Origin of the sequence: Pedobacter sp. PACM 27299 (genome assembly GCF_001412655.1) — a bacterium.
Taxonomy (GTDB): domain Bacteria; phylum Bacteroidota; class Bacteroidia; order Sphingobacteriales; family Sphingobacteriaceae; genus Pedobacter.
Genome location: NZ_CP012996.1, coordinates 3,707,623 through 3,724,526, shown reverse-complemented (window position 1 = coordinate 3,724,526; position 16,904 = coordinate 3,707,623). Strand labels below are relative to the sequence as shown.

The following is a 16,904-nucleotide window of genomic DNA, read 5'->3' as shown; positions in this document are numbered from 1 at the left end:
TTCGTATGATTAGAAGTTTATTGAGTTACATTTTGTTGAATGGTACCATTGCCTGGGTTTTTAGCCGCCCCCTGTGGGAAAGGCATCGTCCACAAATGCGAACCAGGAGAAAGCGAGTAAGACTTGTCGTTTTCTGTTTTCGTTAAGGTGGTTGCGTAGTTCGGATCTTTATTTAAACGGCGTGCATCAGCGAAAGTGGTAATGCTGTTGATCAGCTCATTCGCCTTTGTACGTTGGATCAGCTTCACGGCATCTACGGTATTTGAGGCAGATAGGGGAGCATAGTTTTGCGCAAAAATCCTTTTCACACGCACTGCATTCAGCGTATTCATCGCTTCCGGAACATTGTTCAGGCGTGCCTGGCATTCCGCTTTAATCAGGTAAACCTCAGTAGTCGTCAGTCCTCCATAGTTGTAAAAACCAATGGTGATACTGGTGAAATAGGTGTCCGCAGCTACAGTTCTCAGCTTCCAGCGGGAAGCAAACCTGGCATCACCGCTTTCAAATCTGGGTGCACGATCGGTTCTCAACGCAGATTCGCGTCCTGAGCTATTGGTGTTGCCATGACGAAAATAATAGTTCTCTACGAAATCAAAACCCATTGGTGATGGTGAATTGTTGTATTTATCCGGCTCTTCAATCGCACTTTTGTAAGTCGCATAATACTGTGTCCAATCGTACAATTTATCATTATACTTCAAGGCTTCATTTGCAGCGCTTAGGGCATTGGCATATTGACCCATCGTCAGGTATATCCGTGCTTTAAATGCATAAGCAGCACCTAAATTTGGATGTAGAACTGTGGGGATGCTGGCACGAAGATTTGGAATGGCTTCCTCGATATCTTTCAGCATAAAAGCATAAATCTCTTTAATAGTCACCTGTGTATAGGGCGCATTAATGTCTGCACTTAGAATCAGTGGGACGGCTAATTTACTGGCCGCATTGGATTCTTCGTAAGTGTCTGCATAATAGTTGGCCAGTACGTAAAAGTTTAATGCCCTTAATACTTTTGCCTGGGCTACCAGCTGCGCTTTGTCTGCATCAGAACCTTCAGTTGCCGCTGGCACATGCTCAATCAGTAAATTACTGGTAGAGATTCCTGTATAGGAATTGTAATAAGTGGATTCGTCGCTATTGTTCAGGGCGATCCGGTCTGCCTGCTCATTCCAGAAATAATTCGCCGAATACAGCGGATAATAATTCAGGTTTGCGGAAGTTTCAAACTTATCATTCAATAAGAGTACCGCCTGGGTAATATTCGTCCGCTGATTTCCATATTCATCACGGATCATGGCATCATAATCTGCCAGTGTGGTTGGGATTTTGACACCCTTTGGCACAATTTCCAGAAACTTTTTACAGCTGCTAAAACTAACTAATAGTAGCAAACCGCATATTTTTAGTGTATTTGATAATATCTTTTTCATCTTCTAAAAATTAACATAAACACCCCATACAAAATTTGCCGGGCGGTATCCATTCAGTAAATACTTTGCTGCTTTGCTTTTCGCTATGGTGAACGCATTCTCCACATTAAACTGGAACCTTACATTTTCCATATATGCCTTTTTAACCAGCGCTTTCGGTAAGCGGTAGGAGAGGGAGACGTTTCTCAGGCGGATGTTTGAAGCATCAATCACATTGATGTCTGCTTTTTGATAAATCTCTGCACTCTGACTATTGTAGGCAGGATCTTCTCCAAAAACCAGTCTCGGAATAGCTGTTCTGTTCTCATCACCAGGAGTCTTCCACCGGTCAGTAATGTCCTTATTGACCGCAGTAATCTGAGTCACATAACCTCCAAGCGCAGCATTGTAAGCACTTCCCAATACCGGAAGGAAGGTATTCCTCATTTTATGTCCGCCTTCAAAAGTTAACAGGAAGGAAAGAGAGAAGTTTTTATACTCAAAAAGGTTATTAAATGCACCGCTATAAGTAGGAACAGTGGAACCGCTGTACACAATAGAACCCAGGGTACCTGGGGAATTCAATACTTTCTCTCCTTTTTCGTTATACACTTGCGGTAACCCATCGGCACTCAGGCCTGCCCAACGGTAACTATAAATCGCATTGTAAGGATTTCCGATGCGTGGATAGGCTTGTGGGTAATCCAATTGCAGGTAATATACCGGTGCCTCGACATTCACATAGGTGACTTTGTTTTTGTTATGCGCATACAAAATACTGGCATTCCAGGTCAGGTCTTTGCTGCGGATCACATCACCAGAGATCGACAATTCAATCCCTTTATTGGTCATTTCACCATTGTTAATCGCATAGGTGGAATAGCCGAATCCCTCAGTTGGTACCCCCATGGTGCTTGCCAATAGGTCTTTCCCTTGTTTGTTATAATAGTCCAGGGAACCACTGATGCGGTTTTTGAAAACAGCAAAATCTAAGCCCAGGTTGTTAGTGGTGGTTTTTTCCCAGGACAATAGGGGATTTGGACGGGTACCTATGGTACCTTGTAAACCACCTACATTGTTATTGTTGTTGTAATAGGCAGTCATGTAGGGCGCTGCATCTTTGGAAATATTTCCGGCAATACCATGCGACACCCTTAATTTTAACAGGTCTACCCAATCCACATTAAAGAAAGACTCTTTGTAAATATTCCATCCGGCACCGACAGACCATAGTGGTTTATTCTGATATTTTGAATTGGTCCCCCATAAGTTAGAACGGTCCCAGCGCAAACTTCCGGTAAGCAGGTATTTACTGTCGTACGCATAACCCGCATTCGCATAAATAGAGACGAATCTGTTAACATTTTCCCGCTGACTGGCTATGTTACTACTCGAAAAATTTCCACCACCCAGAATCGGCCCCTGTAAGAGTCCTAAGGATTTGGCATTGATGAGGTCAAAGGTCAATACATTCGGATCGTAATTATATAGGTATTGATCTTCGAATTCCAGCTTGGCATTTCTGATTTCTGTACCCACGATGGCCGTCAGGTTATGTTTATCTCCAAAGGTTTTGTCGATATTGAATTGCTGACGGAAATTATAAGAAGAAGTGAACTGATCCTGATCGTAATTGATGTTTCCATACGGCAGGTTAAAAGTAACCGGCCCATTGGCAACCTTCGTCGCAAAGCTGTTGACCATATTTCTTACATAGTAAGTGCTTTTGTCGTACAGCCTATTGAAACGATCTGAACTAAACTCGTATTGAAAAGTAGAACGGTAAGACAGCCATGGCGTGATCTCCGCATTTAATTTAACGAAGGACCTGTTGTTGAAACTTTTCAATTGCCCAAGGTTTTTGCTTTGCTCATCCAATGGGTTAATGTCCACATTGTAGAGGCCGTTGCTATTGATCAGCGATAAGGTATTCGCACTCAGTCTGGAAGCCCCTGTAGAAATAAAATTGCTGCCATCGGTATTTTTCAGACGGTCATAAGGCAGGAAAGTGTATTGTGGTGATAAGGTGTTGTAATTCTGCTGTTTCCCGCCGTTATAAGAAAGGTAATTGCTGAGTTCCAAGGTCAGCCATTTATTGATTTTTGTGATGTTGTTAATGTTTAAACCCAGGCTTTCATCTTTCGTATATTTGTCTGCCGACTTATTATTACGGTAGGTCAATGACGAATAAAAGGAGTTGCTTTCAGAAGCACTGCCAACATTGACATTGTATTGCTGATAGAAAGGATCACGTTTGCTGTATTTTTCTACATCATCATAGTATTGATAACCGGAAGAAGCCAGCTGATTTAACTTGTCCTCCAATTGCGACTGCGTCAATGTTCCTGCATATTTTGCAAGAATAGCTTTAATGCCCTGGCTTTGATAGCCCATATTTGTCAATACATTCGCTGCATAAGCAGCCGAATTTGCAGCTTTTAACTTTGGATTGTTTCTTTCCCATTCTCTTTCCAGATCAATAATATCTGCCGAATTAGTCAGGTTGTCGGTATATAAAGCGCCTGAGGAAAGTGTAAATGTGCTGGAGGCAGAGATCTGAGGTTTGCCTTTTTTAGGCTTTTTTGTCACAATCACAATCACCCCATTTGCCGCTCTTGCGCCGTAAATAGAGGCCGCCGCAGCGTCTTTCAGGACGGTGATCGATTCAATATCTTCCAGATTCAGACCCGGTACATTCTCCGTAATTGATCCTGTAGTATTGTATTTTGTGTTTTCTACTGGAAAACCATCGATTACATATAACGGACTGGTGACACCTTTCATAGAGGTTGTCCCTCTGATCAGGCCATTGTTATATCCTGCAACCCTGCCTTCAAGTAAAGAGCCCAGACTGCTGAGTCTTTGCTGCTCAAGCTGCTTTGCAGGTACGCTGGAAAATGCACCCGTCACGCGTTCTTTTGGTAAAGTCTGGTATCCTGTAGAAACGGTCACTTCTTCCAGCTGCCCGGTTTGCTCCGTCAAATTGATACTGCCCATATTTTCCTGAGCGGCGACTTCCTTATTCTGATAACCCAGAAATGAAATGACAAGGACCGCATTCTCATCAATACGACTCAGGCTAAATGCGCCCTCTGAATTCGTCAGCACCTGCTTTTTTGTTCCTTTAACCTTTACCGTTGCTCCCGGAAGGGGAAGGTTATGCTCATCCAGCACTTTTCCTCTCACCTCAATTTCCTGAAAACGCTGGATCAGCTGATCAATAAAACTGCTTTCCTTTTTCTTGATCAATACGGTCTTGTTGTTGATGCTGAATTCCAATGGCTGGTCTTTAAAGATCTGATCCAGTACCTCTTTTAATGGGGCATCTTTTACATTGATGTTTACTTTGTGCGCATCTTTCAGCAGGGAATAAATGACAATAAAATCATAGCCGCTCTGATCACTGATTTTATCAAAAACATTGAACAGTTCCTCATTTTTCACAGATAAAGTGATTTTCTGGGCATAGGTTCCGGCACTGACTTGCATGATAAATGCAAATAAGAGAAAAGTGGTTAGCTTCATGATTCTCCATAATTTATACTGCCCGTGCAGGAAGCACAGCAGATGGATGCAATTTTTGTACATTTGTATAGTTCGGTTGTAGCTTCTGGCCTTGTATTTTCGATCGCGGCCTTTAGCGGTTAGTTGACAATTTTTTGTGGATAGCCAGCCTTACGTGTACCAGTTCGATTGGCGTCGGACTGGTATTGTTATCTGATGATCAGCCAATCATGGTGGATCCTGATAGGGTGGATCACAAATCGTTCCTCTGGCAATTAGAATTCAGGTAGTTTTTATTGCATAACCGTCAGCCTCCTTCCTTCAACCTTAAATTTAACTGCTTTAGAATAGCTCAGCATATTGAGTACCTCGCTGATATTTTTATTTCGGGAGATGTTCCCACTGAATCTTTCTTTAGTTATCGGCCCCTGATAGGAAACCTCCAGGTCATACCAGCGGCTGATTTTCAACATGACCTCATCGATCCTTGCTCCATTAAAGCGGAAGTATCCGTTTTTCCAGGCCATTGTAGATTTGAGGTCGGCCGGTGAAACAAGGATCTCAGTACCCTCATTGACGAAGGACTGTTCGCCCGGCTTGATCAGCTGTTCTTTTTTAACATTATTGGTAATTCGGAGACTGCCCTCCAATAAGGTCGTTCTGGTGTTTTGTTGATCAGAATCGCTGTTGATATTGAAATGTGTCCCTAAAACCTGAACTTCCTGCTGCGCTGTTTTTACGATAAAAGGATGTTCCTTATCTTGTGCAATCTCAAAATATGCTTCTCCTTTTAGTTCTACTTTACGGTCTTTCAGACCGTCAAAAGACGCTGGGAACTTTATGCTGGAAGCCGAATTCAACCATATTTCGGTATGGTCTGGTAATTGCAGCCTATAGGTTTCTCCATTGCCAGTTGATAAAGTATGTATTTTACTGGAAGCCTCAACATCCTGAGCGCCTACGCGGTATTGCAGCTGTCCATCTGCTGATTTACTGATCACAATGCCTGATTCCTTAGTGACTTGTCCGTTACCTGCCCCTGATAACACAATTTTCTGACCGTTGTCCAGGGTTAACGTTGCCGATTGTTTTCCAGCTGGAATGTCATTTAGAAAAACATTAGCCGACTGCTGAGGCTGCTGACTGGTTTTCTGGAAAACTAATCCTATACCTGCAATGATAAATATGGCCGCAGCAGCAGCAGAGATCCTGAGCCATAAACTGATCGGCTGATGGTTTTTTTCCTGAACAGTATCCTCAGCTGCGATTTGCTGTTTGAACTCCGCCCATTTACGATCCGTATCGAAAACATGATAGGCTTTTAAAGCTGCCCCAGCCTCCGCTCTGATTCCTTGAAGTTCTTTCAGCAGGTTTTCTTGTTCAGCATTCAGTTCCAGACCGGCAGCTTGATCTGCTTCCAGTTTTTCCAGAACTTTATCCGAATCCGGATCAAAAGGTATGAGGTTATTCTCCATAATCAACACTGTGTCGTAAAGAAGTAGGAGATGGGTGACAGTAGATGGAAAAAAAGAAGTGATTAAATTACAACACGTTGGTTTATAGCGGGTAAAATATTACAGTATTCCAATTAGCAGCCCAAGTGTTTTGGTCCTTAAGGCAGCATAAGCCCTGCGCAGCTGAGTTTTTACGGTATTGATAGAGATGCTTTGTTTTTCAGCGATCTGCGCATGACTGAGTTTATCCATGGCATGGAGCATAAAAACCTTTCTGCGTTCCTCTGGCAAAGACTGAATCATCTCTATGATCTTGATATAGCGCTGCTGCTGAAGATCCTGGTCTTCTGTATCGTCTGCGATCGCCAGTTGTGCTTCGGAAATTGCGAGCATTGTATTGCGCTTCTGAGCTGTAGCGATTTTCCGGAGGTAGTCAATACTCTTATATTTTACCGCCCTCCTTGCATAAGCTTCAAAACTGCTGCTGAACTTGACCAGATCCTTTCGTTGCCAGTAGTTGATGAAAAACTCCTGAACCAGATCTTCTGCAATAAACTGATCATGAACGTAGTCCATAGCAATCATACACAAGAATTTATGATTCCTGCGAAAAAGTACTTCAAATTCATCGATGTTGAGTGCGCCCCGATCTTCCCCCACCATGCACCAAATATAAAATATACTTATCGAGAATTAAACATTTCTCAGCGGGATTTACAGAAAATTCAACTTTTCTTCCTCCATGTCCAAAAACCTTAAATGTTTTCTAATGACCTCTTCATTAAGCGTTACTTCCTCGTTGTTTTTCTGATGCAGAAAATCTCTTTGTTGATTTAAAATGTCAATGTAAATGACTTTGCATTCTTCCACCATCAGCTCACCATCTCTTACAGTCACATTTTGCTCCCATTTTTTTGCCATTTGCTGCAGCACAGGCTGATGATTCAGCTGTTCCTTGTAATGCGTATTGAGGTGCGCCAAAGCATGACTCGCCAATTGCTTCCTGATCTGATGATAGGCTTCCTCCTCCGATAAACTCTCGTCCATATTGGGGATTTGTATTTTCCGGATCAGATAGGGCAGGGTTAAACCCTGGAGCAGTAAAGTCAAAAGGATCACCACAAAGGTGATGAAAAGGATCAGGTTTCTTTGCGGGAATGGTGTACCGTCAGGCAGATGTAAAGGAATAGATAATGCCGCTGCCAGAGAAACTACACCGCGCATGCCCGTCCAGCCCAATATAAAAGGAACTTTATAGCCCGGACTTCTGGTATCAGCTACCGTAATAAAGTTACGGGCAACTAAAGTCACCAATACCGCACCATAGGCCGATAAAATTCGTCCTACGATCAATACCCCTGTAATTAATACCCCATAACCGATTGCCGATGAGGTACTCACACCCTCAAGCCCTGCAGTAATCTCAGGTAAGTCTAAACCTATCAGCATAAATACTAAGCCATTCAACACAAAACAGAGACTTTCCCAGAAATTCACACCCTGCAAACGCGAGGTGCTACTAAGAAATAAATGCCGCTTGTTCGACAAGAGGAGGCCGCCACTCACCACCGCCAATACCCCTGAACTGTGTACCTCTTCCGCAGCAAGGTACATGATGTATGGCGTTACTATCGTCAATACAATATCCATATTGGTATCCGTAGGGAGATATTTATGGGCTTTCATGAAAATCCAGCCCACCAGTAATCCAATGCCTACACCACCAATTAACATCCAGCTAAAACTCAGCGCAGCTTCATACCAGACAAACTGACCGGTGGCTACTGCAATCAAAGCAAAACGAAAAATAATCAGGGAGGACGCATCGTTCAACAGGCTTTCTCCTTCTAATATGGAGGACATCCTTTTGGGGACTTTCACAAATTTCAATATCGCGCCCGCACTGACCGCATCTGGCGGAGATACAATGCCACCCAGTAAAAAGCCCAGTACCAATGAAAAACCAGGGATAAAATGATTGGCCACAAACGCTACTGATATTGCAGTCAGGAAAACCACCACAAAGGCGAAACTGGTAATGATGCGCCGCCAGCGCCAGAGCTCTTTCCAGGAAATTCCCCAGGCTGCCTCATAAAGCAGCGGAGGTAGGAAGATAAAGAAAATCAATTCCGGGTCAATGTGGATGGTAGGGACCTCAGGAATAAAGCTGATGAGTAATCCTGCCACCACCAGTAATACCGGATAGGCAACTTTTATTTTGTTGGCCAGCATGATCAGCAATACAATGGCCACAATTAAACTCAGGTAAAAAGGGAAGTTATCCAGCATTCTTCAGCATTTGTATCCTACAATTTAGTCCGATTTTTTTAGAACTGCAAGCCCAATAAAGCCTGTCGGTTTTAGCCTAATCTGAGGCTGCTGCGGACTTGCTTTTCCTGGGCAGCTGAGCCCTTTCCTTTTCTGCTGAATTCTTCCTCTTTCAAGGTCAAACCGTAATCAAGAATTAACAAAAACTTAATATAAGATCCAACTAGTATTTATAAACAAAGTTTAGTTTTGCTAAACATTCACTGGATTAGGTATTAGCTTAATTAAACAATGTTTAGCAAATTGATATGAAAAAGAATAAAATAGCAATGGTAGTTTTCGATATGGCGGGAACTACAGTGAATGAAGATAACCTAGTTTATAAGACGCTCAGAAATGCCATTAACAATGCCGGTTTCGAATTTAGTTTGGATGAAGTACTGGCTCAGGGAGCCGGTAAAGAAAAAAGACAAGCCATCCGCTCTGTACTTTCTACTTATGGCAGAATCACAGACGAAGCGCTGACCACAAAGATTTACGAAGAATTTATCATCAGCCTGACCGATGCTTACGCGAAAGAAGAAATATTGCCTCAGCCCAATGCCATCAAAGTATTTTCGGCATTAAAGGAGAGGAATATTCTGGCTGTGCTCAATACAGGATACGACAGGCCTACTGCAAGCTCCATCATCGAGAAATTGGGATGGAAAGAAGGAGTAGATTTTGATGCCTTAGTGACGGCTTCAGACGTGCCTGGTAACAGACCTGACCCGGATATGATTGATTTCGCAATGAAACGATTCGATATTACGGATCCGGGAAGTGTAGTTAAAATTGGAGATTCAATAATTGATATAGAAGAGGGACAGAATGCAGGCTGCGGATTGAGTATCGGCATCACCACGGGTGCACATACTGCTGCCCAGCTGCAAACCGCTCAGCCTGATCAGATCATCCACAACCTAATAGAACTATTGCCATTAATTGATTAATAGGATGGGGGATGCGGTGATGAATCAGCATCCTCCCTTATGCCCTTTCAGGATTTTACTCTTTTGCTTCAGTGGATTTTATCCAAACTAACTTGTTGCCAGATTCAAAACGGTACACATCTTTCCACCACCTGGCGCCACCGCGACAAGAACTGTACAGTAGTTTTTTATGCTGATCAATAGCCACATTGTTCAGACCGTAGCATTTAACCCTGGAATCACTGGACTCGGATAACTTTTCAAAACGTTTTGTAGCCGGCTGATAAAGATATATGCTATAAGTCTGGTAAACCCCCATGCCGGCGTCGGGTATGGAAAAGGCAATGTCATCATAGCCATCGAAATTGTAATCAGCAATGTAGCTGTTCCTGACATAACTTGGGGAGTCAAAATCCGGTAATTCGAATACCTTTTTTACCCCGTCAGGATAGACAATACTGAGCCGGTCGTGGTTCATATAATTGAAGGAAAGTAAAGCTCCATGCAATAGGTACTTGTTTTCCCCGTCGTATTCCTCTGTTTCTTGCCGAAGGTATTCCATTGAAAAGCGCTTGCCATCTTTCTTTCTAAGGTACCAGATGTCTTCCAGATTCCGCAAGCCCTCCACCAATCCATAGCTGCCGGTAACCTGGCCGTCAATGACCTCCTCCCATACATAAGTGGTCATATCCGGCTGGCCGCTCTTACGCTCGGTACTGTCTACACTACGGCTTTTTATCCGTAATGGGATGATGCCTTTCTGACCGACATATTGTACAAAAGCGCCTTTTCCCATTGCGCCATAGTAAATCTGGAAGCGAAAGGGCTTGACCAGACCTATTGATTTAAAAGTAAAAGGCTGTGCATATAAGGAACTTATACTGAGCATCAGGAATGTAATTGCTAGAATTCTTTTCATGGTTTGCAGTCTGTTTGATCAGCTGGATTGAGCCAGTCTGATCCACTCATAAAACTAACAATAATATTTAAAACATCATGTCGATTTAAATATCCCTCAAAATTCATCTAGAGATGAATTTTGAGGGATAAATTTTAAATGCAATTAAGTTGCTTTAGTGTTAAAAATGATTTATACTTGCAACTTAATTGCATTTGTATGAAAATAAAAAGACTACCTGTTACTGTACTTTCCGGCTTTCTGGGAAGCGGTAAAACCACCCTGCTCAATTACATCCTCCATAACAAAGAAAACCTGAGGGTTGCAGTTATCGTAAATGATATGAGCGAAGTGAACATTGATGGAAGGCTGGTGAAGAATGAAGGTTCACTCTCAAGAACAGAAGAAAAACTGGTGGAAATGAGTAACGGCTGCATCTGCTGTACTTTGAGGGAAGACTTGATGATTGAAGTAGAAAAGCTGGCCAGAGAGAACCGTTTCGACTACCTGTTGATTGAAAGTACGGGAATCTCTGAACCTATTCCCGTTGCACAGACCTTCACCTTTATCGATGAGGAAAAAGGAATAGACCTTTCTGCTTTTAGCTATGTAGATACGATGGTGACCGTAGTGGATTGCTTTAACTTTTACAAAGATTTCGGCTCCGCCGAATTGCTGAAAGACAGGGCGCTGACGGACATGGAGGGGGATGAGCGGACCATTGTAAACCTGCTGACCGATCAGATTGAATTTGCCAATGTCATTGTATTGAACAAAAAGGATCTGGTAAATGCAGAAGAATTAAACCTGCTAAAAGCAGTGATCCATAAATTGAATCCTGAAGCTGAGATTTTGGAAAGTGTGTTTTCCAGAGTTGACCTCAAAGCGATCTTAAATACCGGGAAGTTTAATTTCAATACAGCTTCGGAGTCTGCCGGCTGGATCAAAGAGTTCAACAGCATCCATCAAGCCGAAACGGATGCTTATGGCATCAATTCCATGGTGTTTAGAGACAAACGTCCTTTTCACCCGAAAAGGCTAATGAACTTTCTGCAAAATGAATTTCCTTCCAATATCATTAGGTCTAAAGGCTTGTTCTGGACCGCGGACCGCCCAGGCGATGCGCAGAATTTCTCTCAGGCCGGAGGTTCTTCCCGATTGGAAGATGCAGGTGTATGGTGGTGCAGTATGCCATTTGAAGCGCGAATTACTGATGCAGATTTTGTAGAAAATAAGGTGTTAATAGAAGGAAATTGGGATAAAAACTATGGAGACCGCTTAAATGAACTGGTATTCATTGGTCAGGAGCTGGATCAGGAAAAGCTGCAGAAACTCTTGGAAAACTGTTTATTGGATGATAAAGAACTCAGGGATTTTAACATTGGGGGACGGTATGCACCAAAGATATCAGCTTAATGTTAGTCCGTAAAGGGGATTCAGCATTGGGGCCGGGGTCTGGCATGAGGCGAAGTTTAGCCGTATTGTGTTCAATAAGAGGCTTTACATTTGTGAGTTTTTCCAGTGTATTAGCAGTAGGTTGCTAGGGCTTTTTCAGGTTAAATGCAATATGTTATGCAGGCCCGCATGGGCACCCTTGCGGCAAAATAGGAAAGCTGGTTTTTTACATTTTAAATGGGCAGCCGGCATGCCATTTGATCGGCAGAGCTGGGAAACCGAGTATAAATCAACTGGGTAACCGTCAGGCCATGTCGGTGACGAAGGGTCTATTGAAGCCGATGGCCGATTTTATCAATGTCAGCTTTAAGCTGGAAGCGGAAGGAACGGTAAAAAACCCACACAATCTGGCGACTTCCTATAATAAAAAACACGCTTTAACAGGACAGTATCCCGATATTAAAGTGGATTACAGCAAAGTAATCCTCAGTAAAGGAAGCCTGGAAATGGCCCAGGATTTAAAGCTCAGTAAGGGAAGGAAGGGATTAATTTAAGCTGGAATACTACTGGTTTTGAAAATGGCCTTTACGATGACATTCTGATGGTGATGGTGAATCACCCAGATCATGGGCGTGCGAGCAATTTCTAAATGCGGGAAAAAGTGGGGATGGAAGCTGTTTTATCCCGCTTCATTCGGAATGGATGAGGAATGGACAAATGGAAGTTTATGTCTGCTTTAAATCTGCGAATGGTCAGTTAATTTCAGACAGTGCCTATGCGGGTAACCTGAATGGCCTTGCAGAAAGCCAGAAAGTGATTAAATTGCTATAGCTGTAGTGGAATCTGAACTGGGGAATAGCAGACTTTTGAGGGATGCTACAATCTGAAATGACGGTTAATTATCTATTAATGATTGAAATAATCAGGTTGCGTGTTTCAGTAACTCAATACCCCAGTCGTTCAGGTTCCAAAGCGCTGCTACCAGCTGATTGCCTGAGCTGCTGAGCTGGTATTCAACTTCCAGCGGTTTTTCTTTAATAATGGTCTTGAAGATAATGCCACTCTCTTCCAGTTCTTTCAGTTGTCTTGTGAGCACTCTTCTGTTCATATCCGCGATGTGCAGAAAAAAATCTGCAGGTCTTTTTACACCCTGATGGAGGTGCCATACAATTGGGATTTTCCATTTACCACTGATGGTATTGACTGCATGTTCTAATGGACAAATTTTATTCTCTGTGATGCGGAGTTTTGTTTTCATAAGCAGCGGGTGATTTCACAAAATGGCAGGGACAAATTTGTCCATTATTGTTTTGCAGGGATGAGTGCCCGAAATTAGCATTTCAAATTACATTCATCAAATGAGAACAAAAATAAATCGGAGAAATGACCAGTTTAATCAGGCAATCCATGATCAGGATGGCCATGCACTTTCCTTATTATATACCGTTGACGCGGTACTTTATCCTCCAAAACAAGTCGTCGTTAAAAGCAGGGAAGCTATTGCGCATTTCTTTGATGCTGTTTTTAAATTGGGTGTGTGTAAAGGAGGTTTTAGGACTCAGGATTTGGTGATTTCAGGGGATTACGCTTTTGAAGCTGGTGAATATGTTTTGCTGAATGTAGAAGATCAGCAGCTAGCAAGTGGATTTTATATATATGTCTGGCAGTATGTGGAAGAAGAATGGTATATCATAAAGGACATTTGGAATGATTAAAAGAGGTGTATTGTGCGATAGGAAAGGGGCTGCAAAATCTAAAGATATCCCTGCGGAAGTGCGCATTGAATTGAATAAAGGAACAATTGAAAGCGTAAATCTTACAGAATGGCTTGCTGTTGACCATCTGGTGTTGCTTCAGAATGTACTCTCTGACTATCCGGTTTTGCTGCAGGCTTGTAAAAATCGGTTGGGGAAACTGCAGGGTGCCAGTGTAAGAACTTTGGTCCTGGAAATCAGTAAAACATTACTTTCAGGCATAAAAGAGGCTGGAGCGCCTCGGCTGTTTGCATACCTTGCCCATCATCCCTCTGATAGTGTCCGCTGCTGGGCAGTCTATATGGTTGGAATGGATCATGAATTGATTATAAATGAGCAGTTTAAAGCGATTTCTCCATTTGCAGCAGACACTCATTTTGGGGTTCGGGAGCTTGCCTGGATGGCGATGCGTGAACCCATTGAAACCCATTTGCTGGAAAGCATTCGCATTCTTATGGATTGGACGAATAGTGCGCATGAAAATATCCGACGCTTTACTACAGAAGCGACACGACCTCGTGGTGTATGGTGTAAGCATCTTAAAGTATTAACAGCGCAGCCAGAATTGGCCATGGGATTGTTGGAGGCCTTAAAGGCTGATCCTTCTCCTTATGTGCAACTTTCTATAGGCAATTGGCTGAATGATGCCGGTAAAAGTCGGCCTGATTGGCTGGTTCATGTGTGTAAATCATGGCTGGCTGAAAGCTCAGATCAACACACGCTGAAAATTGTGAAACGTGCTACCAGAAATATTAGCTTCCAATTCTGATTTGCTGGTGGATTTTAGGCCAGGCTGAGTTCTGCTGAAAAGAAAAATCCCTTATGAAATCAGGTTTCATAAGGGATTTTAAACAGTATTTTGTAAGGTGTGTTGTTATTTTGTTTTCAAGTCGAACCTGTCCAGGTTCATTACTTTAGTCCAGGCGGCGATAAAGTCGTTTACAAATTTACCCTGAGCATCTGCACTTGCATATACTTCTGCTACGGCTCTCAGTTCTGAATTAGATCCAAAAACAAGGTCTGCCCGAGATCCTGTCCATTTTACATGGTTGCTGGCACGGTCGCGTCCTTCATAAACTTCTTTGTCTTCCGATACCGCTTTCCATACGGTGCTCATATCGAGTAAGTTGACGAAGAAGTCATTGCTGAGTACACCCGGTCTTGAGCTGAAAATACCATGTTTGGATTGGTCAAAATTGGTGTTTAAGGCACGCATACCACCTATAAGAACGGTTAATTCAGGGATAGTCAGTGTCAATAAATGTGCTTTATCTATCAGTAACTCTTCTGTGGATACCGGGATTTTTGATTTACGGTAATTGCGGAAACCATCGGCCAATGGTTCCAGGTAGCCAAATGATTCCACATCTGTTTGTTCCTGTGAAGCATCCATACGGCCAGCGGTAAAAGGAACGGTAGTAGGATGACCAGCATCTTTGGCTGCTTTTTCAACTGCTGCTGAACCCGCAAGCACGATTAAGTCTGCCAGAGAAACTTTTTTGCCACCAGTCTGCGCATTATTAAATCCCTGCTGGATATTATCCAGGATACTCAATACTTTTTGCAGCTGTGCCGGTTGGTTCACCTGCCAGTCTTTTTGTGGAGCCAGACGAATCCGGGCGCCATTGGCACCACCGCGTTTGTCAGTACCGCGGAAGGTAGCAGCTGAAGCCCATGCCGTAGCAACCAATTCAGCGGTGCTTAAACTTGTATCCAGTATTTTTGCCTTTAATGCGGCTACCTCATTTTCATCGATTAGTTGATGATCAACTGCGGGAATAGGGTCTTGCCACAGCAATTCCTCCTGTGGTATTTCCGGGCCCAGGTAACGGTCGCGGGGGCCCATATCACGGTGGGTTAATTTATACCATGCACGTGCAAAAGCATCGGCAAACTCATCCGGGTTTTCGAAGAAACGACGGGATATTTTCTCGTATACCGGATCAAACCTTAAAGCTAGATCAGTTGTGAGCATGGTAGGCAGGTGTTTCTTTTCGGTATCAAAGGCATCAGGAATGATGGCTGCTGCATCCCGGGCTACCCATTGGTGTGCGCCTGCCGGACTGGTGGTTAATTCCCATTCAAATCCAAACAGGTTTTCAAAGAAGTTGTTGCTCCATTGAGTTGGCGTTGTGGTCCAGATGACCTCCAGTCCGCTGGTAATTGCATCCGGGCCTTTGCCGGTACGGTAGCCGTTGGCCCAGCCTAATCCCTGCATTTCAAGGTCTACGGCTTCAGGTTCTTTGCCCACATTATCCGCAGGTGCTGCGCCATGTGTTTTGCCAAAACTATGTCCACCAGCGATTAAAGCTACGGTTTCTTCATCGTTCATGGCCATGCGGCCAAACGTATCACGAATATCTTTGGCAGAAGCCACAGGGTTAGGATCGCCATCAGGGCCTTCTGGATTCACATAGATCAATCCCATTTGTACTGCTGCAAGTGGTTTTTCCAGCTTCCGGGAGTGGGTTTTTCCATCCGGATCATCATCAGAAACCAACACCCCATGATCTTCTGATACGCCTTCTGAGCCTTGGGCATATCTGATGTCACCACCTAGCCATTTGGTTTCAGAACCCCAATAAACGGATTCGTCTGCCTCCCATAAATCGATACGTCCACCGGCATAACCGAAGGTTTTAAAGCCCATGGATTCCAGGGCTACGTTACCAGTAAGGATCATTAAATCGGCCCAGGAAATATTGCGGCCATACTTTTGTTTAATTGGCCATAACAACCGACGTGCTTTATCCAGACTCACGTTGTCTGGCCAGCTGTTGAGTGGTGCAAAGCGCTGCAGTCCTGCACCAGCACCGCCACGTCCATCGCCTACGCGATAGGTTCCGGCACTGTGCCAGGCCATTCGAATGAATAAACCACCGTAATGACCAAAATCTGCAGGCCACCAATCCTGAGAATCGGTCATGAGTGCATGAAGGTCTTTTTTTACTGCTGCGAGGTCCAGGCTATTGAAAGCTTTGGCATAATCAAAGTCTTCCCCCATAGGGTTCGATAAGGAAGAGTGCTGACGTAGGATACTTAGTTTTAACTGATTTGGCCACCAATCGTGGTTTCTGGTTCCGCCACCACCAACATTGTGTTTCAAGCTGCCATTATGAAAGGGGCATTTACTGATGTCATTAGATTCGTTTTCCATATTTAAAATATTATATATTAAATAATGCTTGTTCCTCGCTAATCGTAAAGCAGTATAAAAATAACATAATTGAGGAAAGAATCACAATCAATTC

Annotated in this window: 14 protein-coding genes; 6 read left to right on the top strand and 8 right to left on the bottom strand. The window is 43.3% G+C overall.

Annotated features, from left to right (window positions below):
* Positions 1-17 precede the first annotated feature (17 nt).
* From AQ505_RS15590 to AQ505_RS15570, 5 genes are all read right to left on the bottom strand, one after another.
* Positions 18-1,430, bottom strand: a complete 1,413-nt coding sequence (locus AQ505_RS15590; protein ID WP_062549029.1) for a RagB/SusD family nutrient uptake outer membrane protein — start codon at positions 1,428-1,430, stop codon at positions 18-20.
* A 3-nt stretch (positions 1,431-1,433) separates the two neighbouring features.
* On the bottom strand, positions 1,434-4,934 hold the full coding sequence (locus AQ505_RS15585) for a SusC/RagA family TonB-linked outer membrane protein (RefSeq protein WP_062549028.1): 3,501 nt from the start codon (positions 4,932-4,934) through the stop codon (positions 1,434-1,436).
* 272 nt (positions 4,935-5,206) lie between these two features.
* Positions 5,207-6,388, bottom strand: coding sequence for a FecR family protein (locus AQ505_RS15580; protein ID WP_062549027.1), 1,182 nt, complete (start codon positions 6,386-6,388; stop codon positions 5,207-5,209).
* Positions 6,389-6,487: 99 nt separating this feature from the next.
* Positions 6,488-6,952 (bottom strand): sigma-70 family RNA polymerase sigma factor, encoded by a 465-nt coding sequence (locus AQ505_RS15575; RefSeq protein ID WP_231634895.1) that lies wholly within the window; start codon positions 6,950-6,952, stop codon positions 6,488-6,490.
* Between the two features lie 129 nt (positions 6,953-7,081).
* Complete coding sequence (locus AQ505_RS15570; RefSeq protein ID WP_062549025.1) at positions 7,082-8,656, bottom strand: Na+/H+ antiporter; 1,575 nt, start codon at positions 8,654-8,656, stop codon at positions 7,082-7,084.
* Positions 8,657-8,943: 287 nt separating this feature from the next.
* On the opposite strand from AQ505_RS15570, the gene AQ505_RS15565 reads away from it, so the two are divergent.
* Positions 8,944-9,627: an HAD-IA family hydrolase gene (locus AQ505_RS15565; RefSeq protein WP_197286189.1), complete on the top strand. Its 684-nt coding sequence runs from the start codon at positions 8,944-8,946 to the stop codon at positions 9,625-9,627.
* Positions 9,628-9,682: 55 nt separating this feature from the next.
* On the opposite strand, the gene AQ505_RS15560 is transcribed toward AQ505_RS15565, so the two are convergent.
* Entirely contained in the window at positions 9,683-10,525 is an 843-nt protein-coding gene (locus AQ505_RS15560; RefSeq protein ID WP_157262407.1) for an XAC2610-related protein, read from the bottom strand.
* 198 nt (positions 10,526-10,723) lie between these two features.
* Between AQ505_RS15560 and AQ505_RS15555 the strand changes: the two genes are divergently transcribed.
* From AQ505_RS15555 to AQ505_RS27145, 3 genes are all read left to right on the top strand, one after another.
* Positions 10,724-11,920: a GTP-binding protein gene (locus AQ505_RS15555; RefSeq protein WP_062549023.1), complete on the top strand. Its 1,197-nt coding sequence runs from the start codon at positions 10,724-10,726 to the stop codon at positions 11,918-11,920.
* Between the two features lie 290 nt (positions 11,921-12,210).
* Positions 12,211-12,453 carry a DUF6266 family protein gene (locus tag AQ505_RS15550; RefSeq protein ID WP_157262405.1) on the top strand — a complete coding sequence of 81 codons (243 nt, stop codon included), beginning with the start codon at positions 12,211-12,213 and terminating at the stop codon, positions 12,451-12,453.
* 148 nt (positions 12,454-12,601) lie between these two features.
* The gene (locus AQ505_RS27145) at positions 12,602-12,730 is read left to right on the top strand and encodes a hypothetical protein (protein ID WP_257720567.1); all 129 of its coding nucleotides are present in this window, start codon (positions 12,602-12,604) and stop codon (positions 12,728-12,730) included.
* A 91-nt stretch (positions 12,731-12,821) separates the two neighbouring features.
* On the opposite strand, the gene AQ505_RS15545 is transcribed toward AQ505_RS27145, so the two are convergent.
* Complete coding sequence (locus tag AQ505_RS15545; protein ID WP_062549021.1) at positions 12,822-13,157, bottom strand: winged helix-turn-helix transcriptional regulator; 336 nt, start codon at positions 13,155-13,157, stop codon at positions 12,822-12,824.
* Positions 13,158-13,257: 100 nt separating this feature from the next.
* Here AQ505_RS15545 and AQ505_RS15540 point away from each other — a divergent pair, with 100 nt between their 5' ends.
* The gene (locus AQ505_RS15540) at positions 13,258-13,614 is read left to right on the top strand and encodes a YybH family protein (RefSeq protein ID WP_062549020.1); all 357 of its coding nucleotides are present in this window, start codon (positions 13,258-13,260) and stop codon (positions 13,612-13,614) included.
* The gene (locus AQ505_RS15535) at positions 13,607-14,422 is read left to right on the top strand and encodes a DNA alkylation repair protein (RefSeq protein WP_062549019.1); all 816 of its coding nucleotides are present in this window, start codon (positions 13,607-13,609) and stop codon (positions 14,420-14,422) included. Before AQ505_RS15540 ends, AQ505_RS15535 begins: the two co-directional genes overlap by 8 nt.
* 105 nt (positions 14,423-14,527) lie before the next feature.
* Here AQ505_RS15535 and katG read toward each other — a convergent pair whose 3' ends face one another.
* On the bottom strand, positions 14,528-16,810 hold the full coding sequence (gene katG, locus AQ505_RS15530; RefSeq protein WP_062549018.1) for a catalase/peroxidase HPI: 2,283 nt from the start codon (positions 16,808-16,810) through the stop codon (positions 14,528-14,530).
* Positions 16,811-16,904 lie beyond the last annotated feature (94 nt).

Coding starts and splice junctions, on each gene's coding strand:
- AQ505_RS15545 (WP_062549021.1), bottom strand. CDS start 13,157: ATGAAAACAAAACTCCGCATCACAGAGAATAAAATTTGTCCATTAGAA.
- AQ505_RS15550 (WP_157262405.1), top strand. CDS start 12,211: ATGTCGGTGACGAAGGGTCTATTGAAGCCGATGGCCGATTTTATCAAT.
- katG (WP_062549018.1), bottom strand. CDS start 16,810: ATGGAAAACGAATCTAATGACATCAGTAAATGCCCCTTTCATAATGGC.
- AQ505_RS15580 (WP_062549027.1), bottom strand. CDS start 6,388: ATGGAGAATAACCTCATACCTTTTGATCCGGATTCGGATAAAGTTCTG.
- AQ505_RS15535 (WP_062549019.1), top strand. CDS start 13,607: ATGATTAAAAGAGGTGTATTGTGCGATAGGAAAGGGGCTGCAAAATCT.
- AQ505_RS27145 (WP_257720567.1), top strand. CDS start 12,602: ATGAGGAATGGACAAATGGAAGTTTATGTCTGCTTTAAATCTGCGAAT.
- AQ505_RS15540 (WP_062549020.1), top strand. CDS start 13,258: ATGAGAACAAAAATAAATCGGAGAAATGACCAGTTTAATCAGGCAATC.
- AQ505_RS15565 (WP_197286189.1), top strand. CDS start 8,944: ATGAAAAAGAATAAAATAGCAATGGTAGTTTTCGATATGGCGGGAACT.
- AQ505_RS15570 (WP_062549025.1), bottom strand. CDS start 8,656: ATGCTGGATAACTTCCCTTTTTACCTGAGTTTAATTGTGGCCATTGTA.
- AQ505_RS15585 (WP_062549028.1), bottom strand. CDS start 4,934: ATGAAGCTAACCACTTTTCTCTTATTTGCATTTATCATGCAAGTCAGT.
- AQ505_RS15560 (WP_157262407.1), bottom strand. CDS start 10,525: ATGAAAAGAATTCTAGCAATTACATTCCTGATGCTCAGTATAAGTTCC.
- AQ505_RS15555 (WP_062549023.1), top strand. CDS start 10,724: ATGAAAATAAAAAGACTACCTGTTACTGTACTTTCCGGCTTTCTGGGA.
- AQ505_RS15590 (WP_062549029.1), bottom strand. CDS start 1,430: ATGAAAAAGATATTATCAAATACACTAAAAATATGCGGTTTGCTACTA.
- AQ505_RS15575 (WP_231634895.1), bottom strand. CDS start 6,952: ATGATTGCTATGGACTACGTTCATGATCAGTTTATTGCAGAAGATCTG.